Annotated in this window: 15 protein-coding genes; 4 read left to right on the top strand and 11 right to left on the bottom strand. The window is 69.3% G+C overall.

Annotation, left to right across the window (positions count from 1 at the left end):
• Position 1: 1 nt before the first annotated feature.
• Both ABEB28_RS36825 and ABEB28_RS36820 read right to left on the bottom strand, forming a co-directional pair.
• The gene (locus ABEB28_RS36825; protein ID WP_345732918.1) at positions 2-1168 is read right to left on the bottom strand and encodes a glutathionylspermidine synthase family protein; all 1167 of its coding nucleotides are present in this window, start codon (positions 1166-1168) and stop codon (positions 2-4) included.
• Between the two features lie 6 nt (positions 1169-1174).
• Positions 1175-1513 (bottom strand): hypothetical protein, encoded by a 339-nt coding sequence (locus ABEB28_RS36820; RefSeq protein WP_345732917.1) that lies wholly within the window; start codon positions 1511-1513, stop codon positions 1175-1177.
• Between the two features lie 328 nt (positions 1514-1841).
• Here ABEB28_RS36820 and ABEB28_RS36815 point away from each other — a divergent pair, with 328 nt between their 5' ends.
• The 4 genes from ABEB28_RS36815 to ABEB28_RS36800 all read left to right on the top strand — a co-directional run bounded on the left by ABEB28_RS36815 (position 1842) and on the right by ABEB28_RS36800 (position 6904).
• Entirely contained in the window at positions 1842-4319 is a 2478-nt protein-coding gene (locus ABEB28_RS36815; protein WP_345732971.1) for a TIR domain-containing protein, read from the top strand.
• A gap of 109 nt (positions 4320-4428) precedes the next feature.
• Positions 4429-5313, top strand: a complete 885-nt coding sequence (locus ABEB28_RS36810; RefSeq protein WP_345732916.1) for an ABC transporter substrate-binding protein — start codon at positions 4429-4431, stop codon at positions 5311-5313.
• Positions 5274-6158 (top strand): amino acid ABC transporter permease, encoded by an 885-nt coding sequence (locus ABEB28_RS36805; protein WP_376981931.1) that lies wholly within the window; start codon positions 5274-5276, stop codon positions 6156-6158. The genes ABEB28_RS36810 and ABEB28_RS36805 overlap by 40 nt, the downstream gene beginning before the upstream one ends.
• Positions 6155-6904 carry an amino acid ABC transporter ATP-binding protein gene (locus ABEB28_RS36800; protein WP_345732914.1) on the top strand — a complete coding sequence of 250 codons (750 nt, stop codon included), beginning with the start codon at positions 6155-6157 and terminating at the stop codon, positions 6902-6904. The genes ABEB28_RS36805 and ABEB28_RS36800 overlap by 4 nt, the downstream gene beginning before the upstream one ends.
• A gap of 34 nt (positions 6905-6938) precedes the next feature.
• Here ABEB28_RS36800 and ABEB28_RS36795 read toward each other — a convergent pair whose 3' ends face one another.
• The 9 genes from ABEB28_RS36795 to ABEB28_RS36755 form a co-directional block, all read right to left on the bottom strand.
• Positions 6939-8207, bottom strand: a complete 1269-nt coding sequence (locus ABEB28_RS36795) for an MFS transporter (RefSeq protein WP_345732913.1) — start codon at positions 8205-8207, stop codon at positions 6939-6941.
• A 171-nt stretch (positions 8208-8378) separates the two neighbouring features.
• Positions 8379-9827 carry an FGGY-family carbohydrate kinase gene (locus tag ABEB28_RS36790; RefSeq protein ID WP_345732912.1) on the bottom strand — a complete coding sequence of 483 codons (1449 nt, stop codon included), beginning with the start codon at positions 9825-9827 and terminating at the stop codon, positions 8379-8381.
• A 15-nt stretch (positions 9828-9842) separates the two neighbouring features.
• Positions 9843-10832, bottom strand: a complete 990-nt coding sequence (locus tag ABEB28_RS36785) for a zinc-dependent alcohol dehydrogenase family protein (protein WP_345732911.1) — start codon at positions 10830-10832, stop codon at positions 9843-9845.
• A 23-nt stretch (positions 10833-10855) separates the two neighbouring features.
• Positions 10856-11752 (bottom strand): carbohydrate ABC transporter permease, encoded by an 897-nt coding sequence (locus ABEB28_RS36780; protein ID WP_345732910.1) that lies wholly within the window; start codon positions 11750-11752, stop codon positions 10856-10858.
• Positions 11749-12699, bottom strand: a complete 951-nt coding sequence (locus ABEB28_RS36775) for a carbohydrate ABC transporter permease (RefSeq protein WP_345732909.1) — start codon at positions 12697-12699, stop codon at positions 11749-11751. Before ABEB28_RS36775 ends, ABEB28_RS36780 begins: the two co-directional genes overlap by 4 nt.
• 74 nt (positions 12700-12773) lie before the next feature.
• On the bottom strand, positions 12774-14123 hold the full coding sequence (locus ABEB28_RS36770; RefSeq protein ID WP_345732908.1) for an ABC transporter substrate-binding protein: 1350 nt from the start codon (positions 14121-14123) through the stop codon (positions 12774-12776).
• A gap of 82 nt (positions 14124-14205) precedes the next feature.
• A complete protein-coding gene (locus ABEB28_RS36765) occupies positions 14206-15150 on the bottom strand; it encodes a 1-phosphofructokinase family hexose kinase (RefSeq protein ID WP_345732907.1) in 945 nt (314 codons plus the stop codon).
• Entirely contained in the window at positions 15147-15908 is a 762-nt protein-coding gene (locus ABEB28_RS36760) for a DeoR/GlpR family DNA-binding transcription regulator (RefSeq protein WP_345732906.1), read from the bottom strand. Before ABEB28_RS36760 ends, ABEB28_RS36765 begins: the two co-directional genes overlap by 4 nt.
• 267 nt (positions 15909-16175) lie before the next feature.
• Positions 16176-16367, bottom strand: a complete 192-nt coding sequence (locus ABEB28_RS36755) for a hypothetical protein (protein WP_345732905.1) — start codon at positions 16365-16367, stop codon at positions 16176-16178.
• Positions 16368-16827: the final 460 nt, after the last annotated feature.

Below are 16827 nucleotides of genomic sequence, written 5' to 3'. Positions count from 1 at the left end.
CTCACTTCGAAGTAATGATGCGGTGGGGAACAAATGAGGACGTGTCGTCCGTGATCAGGCCGGTGGTCTCCCGGATGCCCAGCCCGGCGGACTCGTCCTCGACGATCCAGGCGCCCAACACCGGACGCTGGCCGTCGAACTCGGGCAGCGCCCAGAACTCCTGGTAGACGAACCCTTCGGCACCGTACTGGCCGTACGTCGCCTGGCTTCCGGACGGCGTCACGATCTGCATGCTCGCGCCCTCGCGTCCGAGCAAGGGCTTTTGGATGTAGCTGAGCAAGGGACCCGGGGTGCGCAGGTACGCCGGCATCAAGTTGGGGTGGTTGGGATACATCTCCCAGAGCACCGCCAGCAGTGCCTTGTTCGAAAGCAGCATCTTCCAGATCGGCTCGACCCAGGTCATCGTCGGCAGCGCGTCGATGACGTTGCGGCCGAACAGGTCGTCGACCGCCCACTCCCAGGGATAGAGCTTGCAGATCGTGCTGATCACCCGCTCGTCCAGGTCGACGAAGCGGTTCAGCCCGTAGTGCCAGCCGATGTCCTCCACCGCGATCGAGAGCCCGTCCAGGCCGGCCTGCTCGGCGGTCTCCTGGAGGTACGCGATCGTCATCACTTCTTCACCGGACTCGTCCTCGTTGGTCCAGGTGAAGTGGATGGGCCCGGAGGGCGCCCTGGCGGCGATCCGCTTCCAGCCGTCGACCAGCCGCTCGTGCAGCGAGTTCCACTGGTCGTCGCCGGGGTAGACGTCCTCTTTCCAGTACCACTGGATGATCGACGTCTCGACCAGGCTGGTGGGGGTATCCGCGTTGTACTCCAGCATCTTCGCCGGGCCGGATCCGTCGTACCGGAGGTCGAAGCGCCCGAACAGGTGCGGGTCGCGGCGCCGCCACGACGCCTCGATCGACGGCACCACCCAGCCGGGGATGCCGAAATCGATGTAGCGCTGGGTCGTGATCACGTGCTCGACGGCTTCCAGGCACATCTGGTGGAGCGTCTCGACGTCCGCCTCGATGGCGAGGACCTCGTCCATCGTGAACGTGTAGTGGACGGACTCGTCCCAGTACGGACGGGTCAGGTGCTCCGGGTGCGAGGTGCGGTGGTACGCCAGGCCCTGGCTTTCGATGATCTGCTCCCACCCCGGACGCGGAGTGGACGATTCGCGGCGCACGGTCGGTCAGCCGCCGCCGCTGGAGGAGCGGCTGCCGAATCCGCCGCGCTGGATGGTCTTGCCGCTCGTCGTGGTGATGTGCGCGCCCTTGGGCTTCACCGTAGTGCCCTTGTGAATGCGCGAGCCCTTGTAGACGCCGCCGTAGTACCAGAAGTACCCGCCGTGGCTGCCGTGGTAGCCGTCGTCGTCGCAGTAGTCGTCGTCGATGACCTGGTAGGAGCCGTCGGACTGGTAGGTGTTCTGGTTCACGCAGTACGCGGTGACCTCGTCGTCATCGTCGGCGTCGCTACCGCACGCGGCGACCGTCAGCGACAGTGCTCCGATCATCCCCAGACGGACTTTCATCGAGCTCATCCGCCGTCCCGGCGGCTTCCGGGACACCCCCGGAACCGGTCGACTGATGGGGATGTCGCGCGTGTCGTCCTGCTCGGTCGGGCCCGTGCCCACTGTGCTGACTCCGTCCGTTTTCACAACCCCTGATCGGCGACCGAGTGTAGGCGCTTTCCGCCAGTAGACACGCGTATTCGTCAACCTTCCGACGCGCTTCTTCTGCAGGTCGGCGGTGGTTTCCCCGCTAACGGCACGAGCCGGACGCCGGACCGCGCGCCTTTTCGGATGACGTCACTACGCTGTCGCTCAACGCAACCGAGAGGGGGCGAGAGCGGTCGACTACCTGATCAGCGCCGCCGACGCCGACGCCGCCTGGGTCGAACGGCTGACGAGCGTGCTGGCCGAGCTCGGAGCAGGGCCGGCCCGCACCGTGACCACGGCCTCCGACGTCCCCACCGGGCAGGTGCCCCTGGTGCTCCTCGTGCTCACCCAGCACTACTTCGCCGATTCCGAGTGCGGCCAGTTCTGGCCGGCCGCCGACGACTTGGCCGCTCGTGGCCGCATCCGGCTGGTGCCGCTGCTCGTCGAACGCTTGCCGTTACCGCCGCCGCTCCGCGACTACCAGTACCTCGACCTCACCAGGACGACCCCGACGTCGGCCGTCGACCTCCTCCGCCACCACCTACGGTCGTTCCTGGTCACGGAGCCGGCCGAGGAGCGGCCGGTCAGGCCACCGCGGATTCCGCCTCGGGCGGCCGTCGTCGTGGGCCCGGACGACGCGCACCTCGCCGCACCGCTCGCCGGCGCGCTGCACACGCTCCCGGAGTCGCTGCTGGCGGCGACGAGCGTCTGGCGGGTCTACCGGCCCACCGCCGGGGAGTCGTGGGCGGCACCGATGACCGTCTCGCTGATCACGCTCCTGCAGCGACCGTCCGCGGAACCCGAACGGGAGATCCATCCCGAGGACGCCGACCTGGTGGTGGTCTGCGTCAGCCGGAATCTGATCAACCACGGCTACCTGGAGAGCCCGGAGTTCGCGCGGATCCGGGCGCGGCAGAGCGCCGGACGGACCGTCGTGATCCCGATCCTGCTCGCGCCGGTGCCCTGGGAGAGCCTGCCGCCGGGGCACGTGCCTGCGCTGCCCCGCGGCAAGCCGCTGAGCCGCTGGGAGAACCGGGACGACGGGATCCGCAGCATCGTCGACGGCGTCCGCCTGGTCTGCCAGCAGCTCTCCGAGCAGCGCCGGGCCGGATGGTCACGGCCCGTCCTCGGCGACGTCACCCGGGAGTTCGCGCCGCCGATCTCCGAGGACGAACGCACCTGGGAGCCGCCTCCGGTCGAGGTCGGCCGCTACGCGCTGGAAGAGGTGTTCAAGCGAAGCGGAACTCCCACGCTGACGTTCGTCGAGCCGCCGGACTTCGCCCGGTTCGTGTCGGCTCTCCGGGCGCCCGGTCGAGGCATCGTGCTGGAAGGGCCGTCCGGCATCGGCAAGACCACGCTGCTCGTCCGGGCGATCGAACGGCTGGACCCCCGGCTGAGCCCGACCGTGCTCTCCGGCCGTCGCCGAGCCGACCTGCCCCGGATCGCCCGGCTCCCGGACGGCCACCAGGGCACGATCGCCGTCGACGACGTGCACCGTCTGCCGCACGCGCTCCGGACCGAGCTCGTCGACTACCTCAAGGTGCTGGCCGACGAGGAGTCCGACAGCAAGCTGATCCTGATCGGCATCCCCGGCACCGGCGACAGCCTGGTCCAACTCGGCCACGACGTCGCCACCCGCATCGACGTCTTCCGGCTCCCCGCGGTGAGCGACGCGACGATCGACGAGATGATTCGTAAGGGCGAGCAGGCGCTCAACATCGCGTTCGCCGATCGCTCGCAGATCGTCCTGGCCGCCGCCGGAAGCCTCCTCACCGCCCAGATGCTCTGCTGGGAGCTGGCGGCCGGTTACCGGATCGAGCGGACGCGGGCCGACCGGACGCCGATCGCCACCGACATCGGCCTCGCGCTGACCGAGGTGCTCAAGGCCTGCGAGCGTAAGTACGGCCCGGCGCTGCGGCGGTTCGCCGCACTGGACGGCGCCGACGCGACCGGATGCGTCGCTCTGCTGGCCGCACTGCGCGACGCCGGCCGGACCGGCGCCGACGGCATCGTTCGGGTCGAGCAGGCCGACCGGGAACTCTGGCCGGGCTTCGCCACGCTGGCGGAGAAGTGCCCCGACGGGCTGGGCGACGTGGACGCCGAGGCCGCTACCCACCTGCACTACGACCCCAGCCCAGGGCACCTCGTCGTCGAGGATCCGCAGTTGCTGTTCTACCTGCGTCGACTCTCGGTCGATCGGCTCTACGAACTGGTCGGGAAACGCCGGCCGCGCGTCCGCGACCAGGTCTTCGTCAGCTACAGCCACCGGGACCAGGCGTGGCTGGAGCGCCTCGACAGGCACCTGCGGCCGCTCGTCCGGGATCGCACGATCGACCTGTGGTCGGACCGGCGGGTGGTGGCCGGCGACGACTGGCGCGCGGAGATCGCGACCGCGCTGGACCGGGCGCAGGTCGCGATCGTGCTGGTCAGCACGGATTTCCTGATCTCGGAGTTCATCAGCGAGATCGAGCTGCCCCAGCTGTTGCAGGCGGCGGCCGCCGGTGGCTGCCGGATCATCCCGATCGTCGTCAACCCGTGCCTGTTCGACCACCAGCCGGACCTGGCCCGGTTCCACGCGGCCAACTCGGTGAAGCGACCGTTGACCGCGTTGAGCGCTCACGAGCAGGACGAAATCTTCCTGAATGTGGCGCTCGCCTTGAAAGCGGAATTGAGTCGGTGACCAGGCTCATTACGGTTCTGCTGCAACGCGCCCCCGGTGGGGTGTCGCGTCCCGGTCAGCGACGTACGCTGGCGCAGCGTTATTTCCTACCGTTCGAGTCGGAGATTCGATGACCCGCGCCTCTCTCCCTGTGGCCGCCGTTCGCGCCTTGGCCCTCACTCTGCTCGTCGCACTGGGGACCGCCGGCTGCGCGCCGGCCGACGAAGACACCGAGACCACGGCGAGCGCCTCCGCGTCGTCCGAGTGCGCGCCCGGATCGCTCCCCACGCAGAAGTCGGGCACGCTGACGATCGGGACCGACAAGCCGGCGTACGGACCCTGGTACGTCGACGACGACCCGACGAACGGCAAGGGCTTCGAGTCCGCGGTGGCTTACGCCGTGGCCGACCAGCTCGGTTACCCCAAGGACAAGGTGACCTGGGTGACCGTGCCGTTCAACAACGCGATCGCGCCGGGCAAGAAGACGTTCGACTTCGACATCAACCAGGTCAGCATCTCGGACGAGCGGAAGAACGCGGTCGACTTCTCGTCCGGCTACTACGACGTCCGGCAGGCGGTCATCGCGCTGAAGAGCTCGCCGGCCGCGAAGGCGAAGAGCATCGCAGACCTGAAGCAGTACCGGCTCGGGGCGCAGGTCGGCACCACGTCGCTGGGCGTGATCGAGGACGTCATCAAGCCGACCGGTAAGCCCTCGATCTACCAGAAGAACGACCTGGCCAAGACCGCGCTGAAGAACGGTCAGGTGGACGCGATCGTCGTCGACCTGCCGACCGCGTTCTACATCACCGGCGCCGAGATCACCGACGCGGCGGTCGTCGGCCAGTTCGAGAACACCGTCGGGACGCCGGAGCAGTTCGGCCTCGTGCTCGACAAGGGCTCGAAGCTCACCACCTGCGTCTCCGGTGCCGTCGACGCCCTGCGCAAGGACGGCAAGCTCGCGAGCATCGAGCAGGAGTGGCTGTCGAAGGCCACGAACGCGCCCGTCCTGAAGTGAGTTATGTAAAAAGCGAACGGCAAGTCGCCCGGGAGCGGTACCGCCGCTCCCGGACGCTGCGCTCGGCCGGCATCGCGGGCGGCAGCTCGCTGATCGTCGTCGTCGCGCTGGTCGTCGGCATCGTCAGCTCGCCCGGCTGGCAGCGCGTCCGGGAGACGTTCTTCAGCTGGGAGTACGCGAAGGAGTCGTTCCCCTCGATCCTCGAGGGTCTCTGGCTCAACATCCGCCTGCTGATCTTCTGCGGGGCGGTCATCCTCGCGTTCGGCCTGCTGCTCGCCCTGCTGCGGACGCTACGCGGGCCGGTGTTCTTCCCGCTGCGCGCACTGGCGACGATCTACACCGACTTGTTCCGTGGCCTGCCGGTGATCATCACGCTGCTGCTGATGGTCTACGGGGTGCCCGCTCTGCGGCTGACCGGGGTGACGAACAATCCGATCTACCTGGGTGGCGCCGCGCTGGTGCTGACGTACTCGGCCTACGTCGCCGAGGTGTTCCGGGCCGGGATCGAGTCGGTGCACCCCTCGCAGCGGGCGGCAGCCCGGTCGCTGGGGCTGAACTGGCGGCTGACGATGCGGTACGTCGTGTTGCCGCAGGCCGTCCGGCGAGTCGTTCCGCCGTTGCTCAACGACCTGGTATCGCTGCAGAAGGACACCGGGCTGGTGTCGATCGCCGGGGCGGTGGACGCGGTCTACGCCGCGCAGATCTTCACCGGCCAGACTTTCAACTACACGTCGTACGTCGTGGCCGGGCTGGTGTTCGTGGCGCTGACGATCCCGATGACCCGGCTCACCGACTGGGTCACCGCGCGGATGAACCGTCGGCAATCGCAGGGTGGTGTGGTGTGAGTTCGCCGGTGCTGCGCTTGGAGAGCGTCCGGAAGGTGTTCGGGACGCACGTCGTGCTGGACGACGTCGACCTGGACGTGGCGCCGCACACGGTCACGGTGCTGATCGGGGCGTCCGGCTCGGGCAAGTCGACGCTGCTGCGGTGCGCGAACCTGCTGGAGACCGTGGACGACGGCGCGATCTGGCTGGACGGGCAGGAGATCACGGACCCCCGGGTGGACGCCGACGACGTCCGCAAACAGATCGGCGTCGTGTTCCAGGCGTACAACCTGTTCCCGCACCTGTCCGTCCTGGACAACATCACGCTGGCGCCGCGCCGGGTACACGGGGTCTCCCGGCGGGTGGCCGAGGACCGCGCTCGCGCCTTGCTCGATCGGCTCGGGCTCGCCGGCAAGGCGGACGACTACCCCGATCGACTCTCCGGTGGGCAGCAGCAGCGGGTCGCGATCGTGCGGGCGCTCGCCACCGACCCGAAGCTCCTGCTGCTGGACGAGATCACCGCGGCGCTCGACCCGGAGCTGGTCGGGGAGGTGCTGGAGGTCGTCCGCGGGTTGAAGGACGACGGAATGACGATGGTGATCGCGACGCACGAGATGGGGTTCGCGCGGGAGGTGGCCGACCAGGTCTGCTTCCTCGCCGACGGCCGCGTCCACGAGCGCGGTACCTCCGCCGAGGTCTTCGGGAGTCCGCAGCAGGAGCGCACCAAGACGTTCCTCCGCCGCATCACCGAGGCGCACCGCCTCTAGCTCCGCCCCGCCCCCACCACACGGCGCGGAGCGGCTAGCGGACGCTCTTGATCGGCTGGACGGTGAGCGCGGCGAGGAGTGCGGTGATCAGGGACAGGGCGTACAGCACCGGGTAGCCCCAGTCATCGCGCCCGAAGAACGTCAGTACCGCCCCTCCCATGACGCCGGCGAAGACGTACGGCAGGTTGTTCGCGATGTTGATGACGCCGAGGTCCTTGCCCCGGTCCTGCGCACTCGGCAGCACCTGGGTGATCAGCGCCTGGTCGACCGCGGCGTAACACCCGAACCCGATGCCGAGCAGCAACGACCCGACGATCGCCGCCCAGGTCGTGGGCCACGCCATGTAGAAGATCGCGGCGATACCCTGCAGCACCGACGACACCACGACCAGCATCTTGCGACGTCCGGTGCGGTCGGAGATGCGCCCGGCCGGGATCGCGGCCGCGACCGCGCCGCCGGTGTAGAGCAGCGCCAAGTAGAGCGTCCAGAGGTCTGGGTCGACGCCGACCCGGTCCCGCAGGAAGAACCAGAGGTACACCTGGGCCAGCGCGTTCGAGAGCTGGATGAAGAACCGGCCGGTCCATGCCCAGGCGAAGTCGGCGTGCTTCAACGGCGCGATCGTGCCCGCCACCATCGTCCGGAACGACGTGGTCGGGCGCTCCGCGGGGGTCAGCGGCACCCCGCGCGTCCAGAGCGCGAACGGGAACGCGAACAACACGGTGAACACGGCCAGCACGAGATACGCCGAGACGATCCCGGTCGCGACGGTGCTGACCAGCGCGATCCCGATCAGCGGCCCGGCCGCCGACGCGATGCCCCAGAGCGACGACACCCGCGCTCGTTCGGTGACCGGTACCTCGTCGGGTAGCGCAGCGGTGAGCGCTGCGCTGATCGACGAGAGGCCGACCTGCACCAGGGCCCAGATCGCCACCATGCCGACCACCGTCTGCTGGTGACCCTGGATCAGCAGACCGGCAATCGTGATCACCGCACCGACGAGCACCCAGATCTGCCGCCGTCCCCGCCGGGCCAGCGTCCGGTCGGAGTACGCGCCGACAACGATGTTCGCCACGATCGTGCAGAGCGCGGCGACCAGCGTGACGACGCTGACCACGGCCTCTTTGTGGTCGGGTGAGATGGCCTCGGCCTGCCGCGGCAGCACCACCTGGGCGGCCGCGAACATGACCATGAAGAACGCGAAGTGGCCGAGGGTCCAGGACGTCAGCCAGCGGCCGCCGGGAGAACGCGTCGGCTCGTCCAGCGCGGACCGTTGGGCGACCTGGTCGGGAGGGTTAACGGCCATCGACCGTCCTTACGGCGCGGAGAAGCGGCAGTCGGCGACGACGCCAGGAACGTGAGTGCGACTCATATTCGGAGCACGCGGGATCCGTGTCAGGCGAATCCACAAAATGATCGCCCGATTCCCCGGGCCCCGCGGGCACCGCCGCGCCGCTCTGCCGTAGGAAGACCGCTGTCAGGCCAGCGCTTCGGCTACCGCCAGGTACCTGGCGTACCGCTCGTCCAGGTTCCGCTCCGGCTCGTGGCGACGCACCACCCGGACGCAGGCCTCCACCGCCTCGCCGAGGTCCGCGTACGCCCCGACGCCGACGCCGGCGAGCATCGCGGCGCCCCGCGCACCGGCCTCGGACGCGTCGGTGACCTCCACCGGGAGCCCGAGGGCGTCGGCCAGCAGCTGGGACCAGGCTTCGCTCCGCGCCCCGCCGCCGCACAGCCGGGCCGCTCCGACCAGCGGGAACGACGAACCCAGTGCGGACACGTGCCAGCGGTGGTTGAACACGACGCCCTCCAGCACGGCCCGGTAGACGTCGCCGATGCCGTGCCAGCCGCGGAGCCCGACCAGCCCGGCTCCAGTCGACGGCACCGGCGCCCCGTAGAGGAACGGCAGGTAGATCGGGTCGTCGGCACGGGGCACCAACCCCCGGTCCCGATCCGAGGCCGCCGCGATGGCCTCCTCGTACGAGTGCGACCCGAACTGCCGAACCGCCCACTCCAGGTTCGACGCCCCGCTCGGCGACGTCGACATGTGCAGCCACCGCGCGGCCCCGCCGTCGGGGAAGAACGTGCGCGCCTGCCAGCGGGGATCGGCGACCGGCGCGTTGCCGACGACCTGGTTGATGCTGAACGTGCCGAGCACCAGGCTGACCGCCCCGGTGCCCGTCGCGCCGATGCCCAGCGCATTGGCGTCGACGTCGTGGGCGCCGGTCACGACCGGGGTGCCGACCCGGAGGCCGGTGCGTGCCGAGGCCTCCGCCGTGACCCCTCCGACCACGGCGGCGGAACCTCGCATCGGTGGTAACAACCGGGCGAGGTCGTCGAGCCCGTACAGCTCCAGCACGGCCGTCGACCACTCCTGCGTCCACAGGTCGGTCGCGAACGCGCTGGCGTCGGTGGGGTCGGTGCCCACCTCGCCGACCAGGTTCAGACGCAACCAGTCCTTGCAGTACAGCAGCGCGTCGGCGGCCCCCAGCGCCGCCGGCTCGTTCGCGCGTAACCAGGTGAGCAACCCGGCGGGGTTCCACGGCCAGGGCACCTGGCCGGTCAGCGTCAACGCCCGGTCCCCGGCCGCCTTCCGGAGCGCCTCGGCCTCCGACGTCGCCCGGCTGTCCGTCGCCAGGATCGCCGGGCGCACCGGCCGCCCGTCGGCGTCGACGAGGTGCGCCCCGTCGTTGTGGCCGCAGAGCCCCACCGCCAGTACCGCCGTGGGATCGACGTCAGCGGCGTGCAGCGCGCGCCGCACCGCATCGGCGGTGGCTTCCCAGGCGGCGTCCATGTCCCGCTCTTGCCAGCCCGGGTGCGGCGACGACACCGCCGTGGTCCCACGCGCGACCGCGACTTCCCGCCCGGACAGGTCGAACAGCGCCGCCTTGATCACGGTCTGCCCGGCGTCGATACCCAGTAACAACGTCTCACCACCCCATCACGGAAGGACCTCGATCTTTCGCCCCTTCCCCGCCGCGAACTGTTCCAGGGCAGCCCCGTACTGGTCGAGCGGCAGCCGATCGGAGATGAAGACGTCCGGGTCGAGGACGCCGGTCGCGAACAGCTCGGCGGCCCGCTCGAAGCTGTTCAGCACGGCCATCGAGCCGGTGATCGTGATCTCCTGGTTGTAGATCTTGTACGGCTCGATCGTGGCCCTGGCCGCGTAGTCCGAGACTCCGAACTGCAGGAACGTGCCGCCCTTGCCGACCCTGCCGAGTCCGTCCTGAATGGCCTTCGCGTTGCCGGTCGCGTCGATCACCAGCTCCCAGCCGCGCGGGCGGTCGAACTCGTCCGGGGTCGCGGCGACCCCGGAGACCCCGAGCAACGACGCGGTCTTCAGCCGCTCCGGGTTGAGGTCGACGATCTCCACGCTGGCCGCACCGACGCGCTTGGCCAGTTGAAGCATCATCAGGCCCATCGTCCCCGAGCCGTAGATCAGCACGTGGGCACCGAGCTGCGACTTCAGGACGTCGTACCCGCGCACCGCACAGGACAGCGGCTCGATCAGCGCCGCGTCCTCGGTGCGGACGTGGTCGGGGAGCTTGACGCAGTTCGCGACCGGCGCGACCGCGTACTCGGCGGCACCACCGGCTGCGGTGACGCCGATCGCCGCCCACCGCTCGCACATGTTGTTCTTGCCGAGGCGGCAGTAGTGACACTCGTAGCAGTAGAGCGACGGATCCACCGCCACCCGGTCACCGACCGCCAGCTCGGTGACGTCGGCACCCACCTCGGCGATCACGCCGGCGAACTCGTGCCCGGGCACGACCGGCAGCGTAGGCGCGAACTCGCCCTGCAAGATGTGCAGGTCGGTCCCGCAGAGGCCGCAGGCGGCGACGTCGACGACGACTTCGCGGCGGCCGGGCGTCGGGTCGTCGACCGTCGTCACCTCGATGGTGCCGATTCCGCTGATGACGGCAGCTTTCATGGTGCAGCTCCAAGGAGAAAGGGCTATTTCACGGCGCCGAGCGATAGCCCTTGGACCAACTTGTCCTGGGCGGCGAATCCGGCGGCCAGCACCGGAAGCGAGATCGCCGTGGCGGCGGCGCACACCTTGGCCAGGAACAGGCCTTGGCTGGTGACGAAGCTGGTCAGGAACACCGGAGCGGTCTGCGCGACGACGCCGGTGAGGACCCGGGCGAACAGCATCTCGTTCCAGCTGAAGATAAAGCAGATCAATGCGGTGGCCGCGATGCCCGGCATCGCCACCGGCACGATCACCCTCCGGAGCACGGTGAGCAGCCCGGCGCCGTCGATCGCGGCGGCCTCCAGGATCTCGATCGGCACTTCGGCGAGGAACGACCGCATCATCCAGACCGCGATCGGCAGGTTCATCGAGGTGTAGAGGATGACCAGCGTCCAGACGTTGTCGAGCATCCCGACCTGCTGCGCGATCAGGTATACCGGCAGCAGACCGGCGACGACCGGCAGCATCTTCGTCGAGAGGAAGAAGAACAGCACGTCGGTCCACTTGCGCACCGGGCGGATCGACAGCGCGTAGGCCGCCGGAATCGCGAGCGCCAGCACGAGCAGCGTCGAGACGATCGACGCGGTCGCCGAGTTGATCAACGGCGGCCACGGGGAGGCGCCGCTGGTGGCGCCGAAGAACTCGCGGAAGCCCTGGAGCGTCAGGTCGGCAGCGACCGACGGTGGGTTGGTGGCGGCGTCCTGTTCACTGTGGAACGCGGTGAGCACCATCCACGCCACCGGCAGGAAGAACAGGATGCCGACGATCCAGGCCAGCAGCCCCAGTAGCGGCGCGCCTCTGCCGCGTGCTGCGCCCGGCCTCGTCGCCTTTGCCTTGTGCGGTGCCGCAGTCTCCGGCTTGGTCGCGATGACGGTGCTCATGCCCGACCCTCCTCTTCGCGGAACAAGGAAGAGACGACCCGCAGCGCGAAGGTGGCGATCGCGATCGTCCCGGCCACCACGACGACGCCCGCGGCGGATGCGCGCCCGTAGTCGTGTGCCTGGTAGAACGTGGTGTAGATCGTGTAGGGCAGGTTCGCCGTGCCCAGGCCACCGGACGTCAGCGTGAACACCGCGTCGAAGTTCTGGACGATGTAGATCGAGCCGAGTAACGCGCCCAGCTCCAGGTACCGCCGCATGTGCGGCAGCGTGAGGTACCGGAACGTCTGGAGCGCCGAAGCACCGTCGACCTTCGCGGCCTCCAGGGCGTCCAGCGGCTGGCTCTGCAACCCGGCCAGCAGGATCAGCATCATGAACGGCGTCCACTGCCAGACCAGCGACGCGATGACCGCCGCGAGCGGCGCTTCGGTGATCCAGTCCGGCTGTGGTGCGTCCGACCCGGAGATCCAGGTCAGGACGCCGTTCAGCAGGCCGTACTCGGGGTTGAACAATGCGTGCTTCCAGAGCAGCGCCGCGGCCACCGGGACCACCAGGAACGGCGCGATCATCAGCGTCCGCACCGCACCCCGGCCGCGGAACGACCGGTTGAGCAAGAGCGCGATGCCAAGCCCGAGCAGCAGGCTGATCAGCACGACGGAGACCGTGAGGACGATCGTGGTGATCACCGAGTCGCGCAGCGTCGCGTCGGTGAAGACGTCGACGTAGTTGCCGACGCCGGCGAAGCCCCGCTGATCGGGGTAGAGCGAGTTCCAGTCCATGAACGAGATCACCAGCGTCGCGACGAACGGCAGCTGGGTGATGACGATCAGGAAGACCAGCGCCGGCAGCAGCGGCGCCCGGCGGGACCAGTCCCCGGCCCGGCGCATCGCCGTCGGCGTGCGGTCGGGTCGCGCAGGCGTGGTCTGGGCGGTCGGAGCGATGGCCGTCATGCGTACCCCCTTCGAGGCGCCATCGGGAGGTGGGGCCCGGCCGGGCGGGGTCAGCGCCCGGCCGAGCGGGGCCGTTACTTGTACTTGTCGGCGACCTTCTGGGCCAGGTCCTGGCCCTTGTCCAGGGCTTCCTTCACCGATTGGCGACCGGCGATCGCCGCGCTCACTTCCTGGGAGACCTGCGTCCCCAGGTCGGTGAATTCGGGGATGCCGACGAACTGGATGCCGGGCGCCGGGCGCGGCTGGACACCGGGGTTCTCCGGGTCGGCGTTCGTGATCGCGAGGTCGGTGACCTCGTAGAACGCTGCGGCGGCGTCCTGGTACTTCGGGTTGTCGTAGAGCGACTGCCGCTTGCCGGCCGGGACGCGCGCCCAGCCGAGCTCGTTACCCACCAGTTCCTCGTACTTCTTGCTGGACGCCCAGGAGATGAACTTCCAGGCGTTGTCCTGGCGCTTGCTGGCCTTCTGGATCGCCCACGCCCAGGTGTAGAGCCAACCGGAGCTCTTCGTCTTGACGACCGGCGCCTCGACGTAGCCGACCTTGCCGGCGATCGGCGAGTCGCTGGACTCCAGCGAGCCGGCGGCGGACGTGGCGTCGTACCACATCGCGACCTTGCCCTGCTGCATGTTGTTCAGGCACTCGGTGAAGCCGGCCTGCGGGGCACCGGACTCGCCGTGCGAGCGGACCAGGTTCACGTAGAAGTTCGTGGCCTCGACGAACTCCGGCGCGTTGACCTTGGGCGTCCAGTCCTTCTCGAACCAGGTGCCGCCGAAGGTGTTGACCACGGTGGTCAGCGGCGCGAACACCTCACCCCAGCCGGGCAGGCCGCGGAGGCAGATGCCACGCATGCCTGGCTGCGCGTTGTCGGCCTTGGCCGCCAGGTCGGCGACCTGCTGCCAGGTCGGCTTCTCCGGCATCGTCAGACCCTTGGCCTGGAAGACGTCCTTGCGATACATGAGGAACGACGACTCACCGTAGAACGGCTCGGCGTAGAGCTTGCCGTCCTCGGCGGTAAGCGACTTCGTCATCGAGCCGAGGACGTCGTCCTGGTCGAACGCGGTGTCCTCGGCCACGTAGTCGTCGAGCGGGGCGAGCCAGTTGTTCTTCGCGTACGACGGCACCTCGAAGTTCGAGATCGTCGCGACGTCGTACTGACCGGCCTGGCTGGAGAACTCCTGGCTGATTTTGTCCCGGACGTCGTTCTCCGGCAGCACCGTGTAGTTGACCTTGATGCCGGTCTCTTTGGTGAAGTTCTCGGCGGTCAGCTTCTGGATGTCGAGCATCTGCGGGTTGTTGACCATCAGGACGTTGACGGTCTTGCCGTCGCTCGACGTCCCACCGCCGCCCGCGCCGCTACAGGCGCTCAGCGCCGTCGACGCAATAACCACACACGATAGTGATGCAACTACTCTGCGTAATGGCATGGAGCCAACGCGAGCCACGAGCGCCTCCGCGGGTCGAAAAGGGGGGTTGGGTACTACGGGCTGTTACTCGGCGTGAAGCAGGTCAGGGTCCAGCTGCGGGGACCCCGAGGTCATGGATCTGGACGCGGCGCAGGTCGGCCGTCGCGGCGACGTCCCCCGCGGTCGAGGGCAGCAGGCAGGCGGCGGTACCCCAGGCCACGGCGGTCCGGAGCCGCCCAGCCGAATCAGGGCCCCCGGCGAGCCACCCGGCCAGCAGCGCGTCCCCAGCGCCAGCCGTGTTCACCGGGGTCACCGGTGGGCTCGACCCGTGCAGCGCGGACTCCGGGTCGACCCAGAGCGCCCCGTCCGGCCCGAGGCTGACCAGGACCGCACCTCCGGTGTCGTCGGCCAGCGTGTGCGCAGCGTCGAGCGCGGCGCGGACGAGCGGACGACCACCCGGCGGAAAGGCTCGGCCGGTCAACTCCGCAAGCTCCTCGGCGTTCGGTGCCAGCAGGTCGGGTCCGGCTTCGGCCGCCGCGCGCAGCGCCGGGCCGGAGGCGTCCACCGCGGTCCGGGCGCCGGCCCGCCGGCCCGCCTCGACGATGCGGCCGATCAACGCGGGCGGCGTCTCCGGCGGCAGGGAGCCGCAGCAGACCACCCAGTCCGCGCCGAGCGCGAGGTCCTCGACCGCAGCGACCAGCGTGTCGGCGTCCGCCTCGGTGAGCGGGCTGCCCGACGCGTTGATCTTCGTGGTGCGGCCGGGTTCGAGCAGCGTGATGTTCGTTCGGACCGACGCGTCGGTGACCACGACCCGGTGGAGGAGGCCTTCGGCCTCCAGCAGTGATCCGAGTTGGGCGCCTTCCGGCCCACCGGCCGGCAGTACAACGGCGGTGCGGACGCCGACCGCGTGCAGAGCCCGTGCGACGTTGACACCCTTGCCGCTGGCTTCGACGGTGTCGACGGCGGCCCGATTGAGCTCACCGAGCCGCACGCCGGTCAGCGTGTACGTGCGGTCGAGGCTGGGGTTGGGGGTAACGGTGAGGATCATGCGCGGATCACCTGGGGCCCCAGCACGGAGTAGCGCTGCGCCTCCACGGCGGACAAACCGGTGTCGGTGACGATCGCTTCGAAGTCGGCCACCGAGGCGAACCGGCAGAAGCTGTTCACACCGAACTTCGTGTGGACGCCGGCGAAGACCCTCCGCCTGGACGCCCGGACGACCTGCGCTTTGACGTTGGCGACCGCGGGGTCCGGGGTGGTCAAGCCGTACCGACGGGAGATGCCGTTGGCGCCGAGGAACGCGAGGTCGATGACGAAGCCGGCGAGCATCTGGGTCGCCCAGTGGTCGACGGTGGCCAGCGTCCGGCCGCGGACCCGGCCGCCGAGTAGGTAGACCGTGGTGTCGGGCTTCGTGGCCAGATGGCTGGCGACCGGGATGCTCGCGGTGATCACGGTGAGCGGACGTCCGGGCGGCAAGGCCTCGGCGACGAGCTGCGGGCCGAAGCCCTCGTCGATGTAGATGGTCTCGGCGTCGCCGAGTAGCTCGACGGCGGCGGCAGCGATCCGCCGCTTCTCCGGTACTCGGAGCGTGGCGCGGTTGGCGAGGTTCGTCTCGAAGCCTGCGCTCTCCACCGGGTAGGCGCCGCCATGCGTCCGGCGCACCAGCCCGTGTTGTTCGAGTAGCCGCAGGTCGCGGCGGACGGTCTCGGGGGCCACGGCGAGGTCGGCGGCGATGCCGCTGACCTCGACCCTGCCGTCGCTCCGGGCCCGGGCGAGGATGCGGTGTTGGCGTTCCTCGGCGCGCATCCGGGCCTCCTTCGGCGACGGTCCGAGTCGACGGCGACTCGGGCTCTTCTCGGTTCTGTGACTTGTTTAACACCTCCCTTTAACGGCTCCAACAGGTTGTGTGGGCGGAATGGTGCCCGACCGCGCCCGGTTAGCGAATGGTTATCAGCGCTGGTCAGCGGCGGATGATGCGCACAGGCGACCGGTCGTCCTGCCCGAACTCGGGCTCGGCCCTGCCCGTATGACGCCCGTCCGGCTCAATCGGGCACGGCGCGCGGCCGGGCACTCTCACTCCTCGGTGATCGTTCCCTCGGCCGGCTGAAGGTCGGGCTGCTCTCCTCGGCCGGTGTCGGTCGGCCGGGTGGCGGTGGCCTCGCTGGCTTGCGTGGACTCCGCGGGGCCGGTGGGGTCCGCACCGGATTCCAGGTCACCGTCGATCCAGCGCCGCTCCTGGTCCGCGTTGCCGGTGGGCTCGGTCATGGCTCCTCCTCGTTCGGTCTGCGGGGTCACCGCAGGACTACCCGCCGAGATCGCCTACCCACCTCCGTCCCGGCGATGCGAGGCACCGGATCGGGATTGGACCTAACGTTCGGTCCGCACCATTCCGACACTGGGTGACATTTTTCTGTCGGTCACTCACAGTCGTTGAAGTGACACCCGCGCTCCCTTCACCCGTTCGCCGTGAAAGCCACGACGACCGGCCAAAAGACGTCCGTCCGAGCGCATCAATCCGGACGGACGAGAGAGCGTGGGCCGGTACGAGGAGTAACCTTCGGCAGCGCCCGTAAGGGCTGCCTATGTGACGGCGGTAACAAGGGTCTCGGCGTCGAACCGAAAGCCGAGAAGACTGACATACCGACGTAGCATCGGGAACAAAGTCCGGCAACAGGCCGCGCCCCAACCCGAGGTGTGGCAGAGGAGGACAGCCGAGTGAGCAAGC

The sequence above is a fragment of the Cryptosporangium minutisporangium genome (genome assembly GCF_039536245.1).
Lineage (GTDB): Bacteria > Actinomycetota > Actinomycetes > Mycobacteriales > Cryptosporangiaceae > Cryptosporangium > Cryptosporangium minutisporangium.
The sequence above is the reverse complement of the archived record's forward strand: the minus strand, read 5'-3'. Positions and strand labels throughout refer to the sequence as shown.

What these genes read in the sequence shown, in the direction of transcription:
- ABEB28_RS36820 (WP_345732917.1), bottom strand. Translation starts at nt 1,513, where the DNA reads ATGAAAGTCCGTCTGGGGATGATCGGAGCACTGTCGCTGACGGTCGCC.
- ABEB28_RS36810 (WP_345732916.1), top strand. Translation starts at nt 4,429, where the DNA reads ATGACCCGCGCCTCTCTCCCTGTGGCCGCCGTTCGCGCCTTGGCCCTC.
- ABEB28_RS36795 (WP_345732913.1), bottom strand. Translation starts at nt 8,207, where the DNA reads ATGGCCGTTAACCCTCCCGACCAGGTCGCCCAACGGTCCGCGCTGGAC.
- ABEB28_RS36785 (WP_345732911.1), bottom strand. Translation starts at nt 10,832, where the DNA reads ATGAAAGCTGCCGTCATCAGCGGAATCGGCACCATCGAGGTGACGACG.
- ABEB28_RS36780 (WP_345732910.1), bottom strand. Translation starts at nt 11,752, where the DNA reads ATGAGCACCGTCATCGCGACCAAGCCGGAGACTGCGGCACCGCACAAG.
- ABEB28_RS36775 (WP_345732909.1), bottom strand. Translation starts at nt 12,699, where the DNA reads ATGACGGCCATCGCTCCGACCGCCCAGACCACGCCTGCGCGACCCGAC.
- ABEB28_RS36770 (WP_345732908.1), bottom strand. Translation starts at nt 14,123, where the DNA reads ATGCCATTACGCAGAGTAGTTGCATCACTATCGTGTGTGGTTATTGCG.
- ABEB28_RS36765 (WP_345732907.1), bottom strand. Translation starts at nt 15,150, where the DNA reads ATGATCCTCACCGTTACCCCCAACCCCAGCCTCGACCGCACGTACACG.
- ABEB28_RS36760 (WP_345732906.1), bottom strand. Translation starts at nt 15,908, where the DNA reads ATGCGCGCCGAGGAACGCCAACACCGCATCCTCGCCCGGGCCCGGAGC.
- ABEB28_RS36755 (WP_345732905.1), bottom strand. Translation starts at nt 16,367, where the DNA reads ATGACCGAGCCCACCGGCAACGCGGACCAGGAGCGGCGCTGGATCGAC.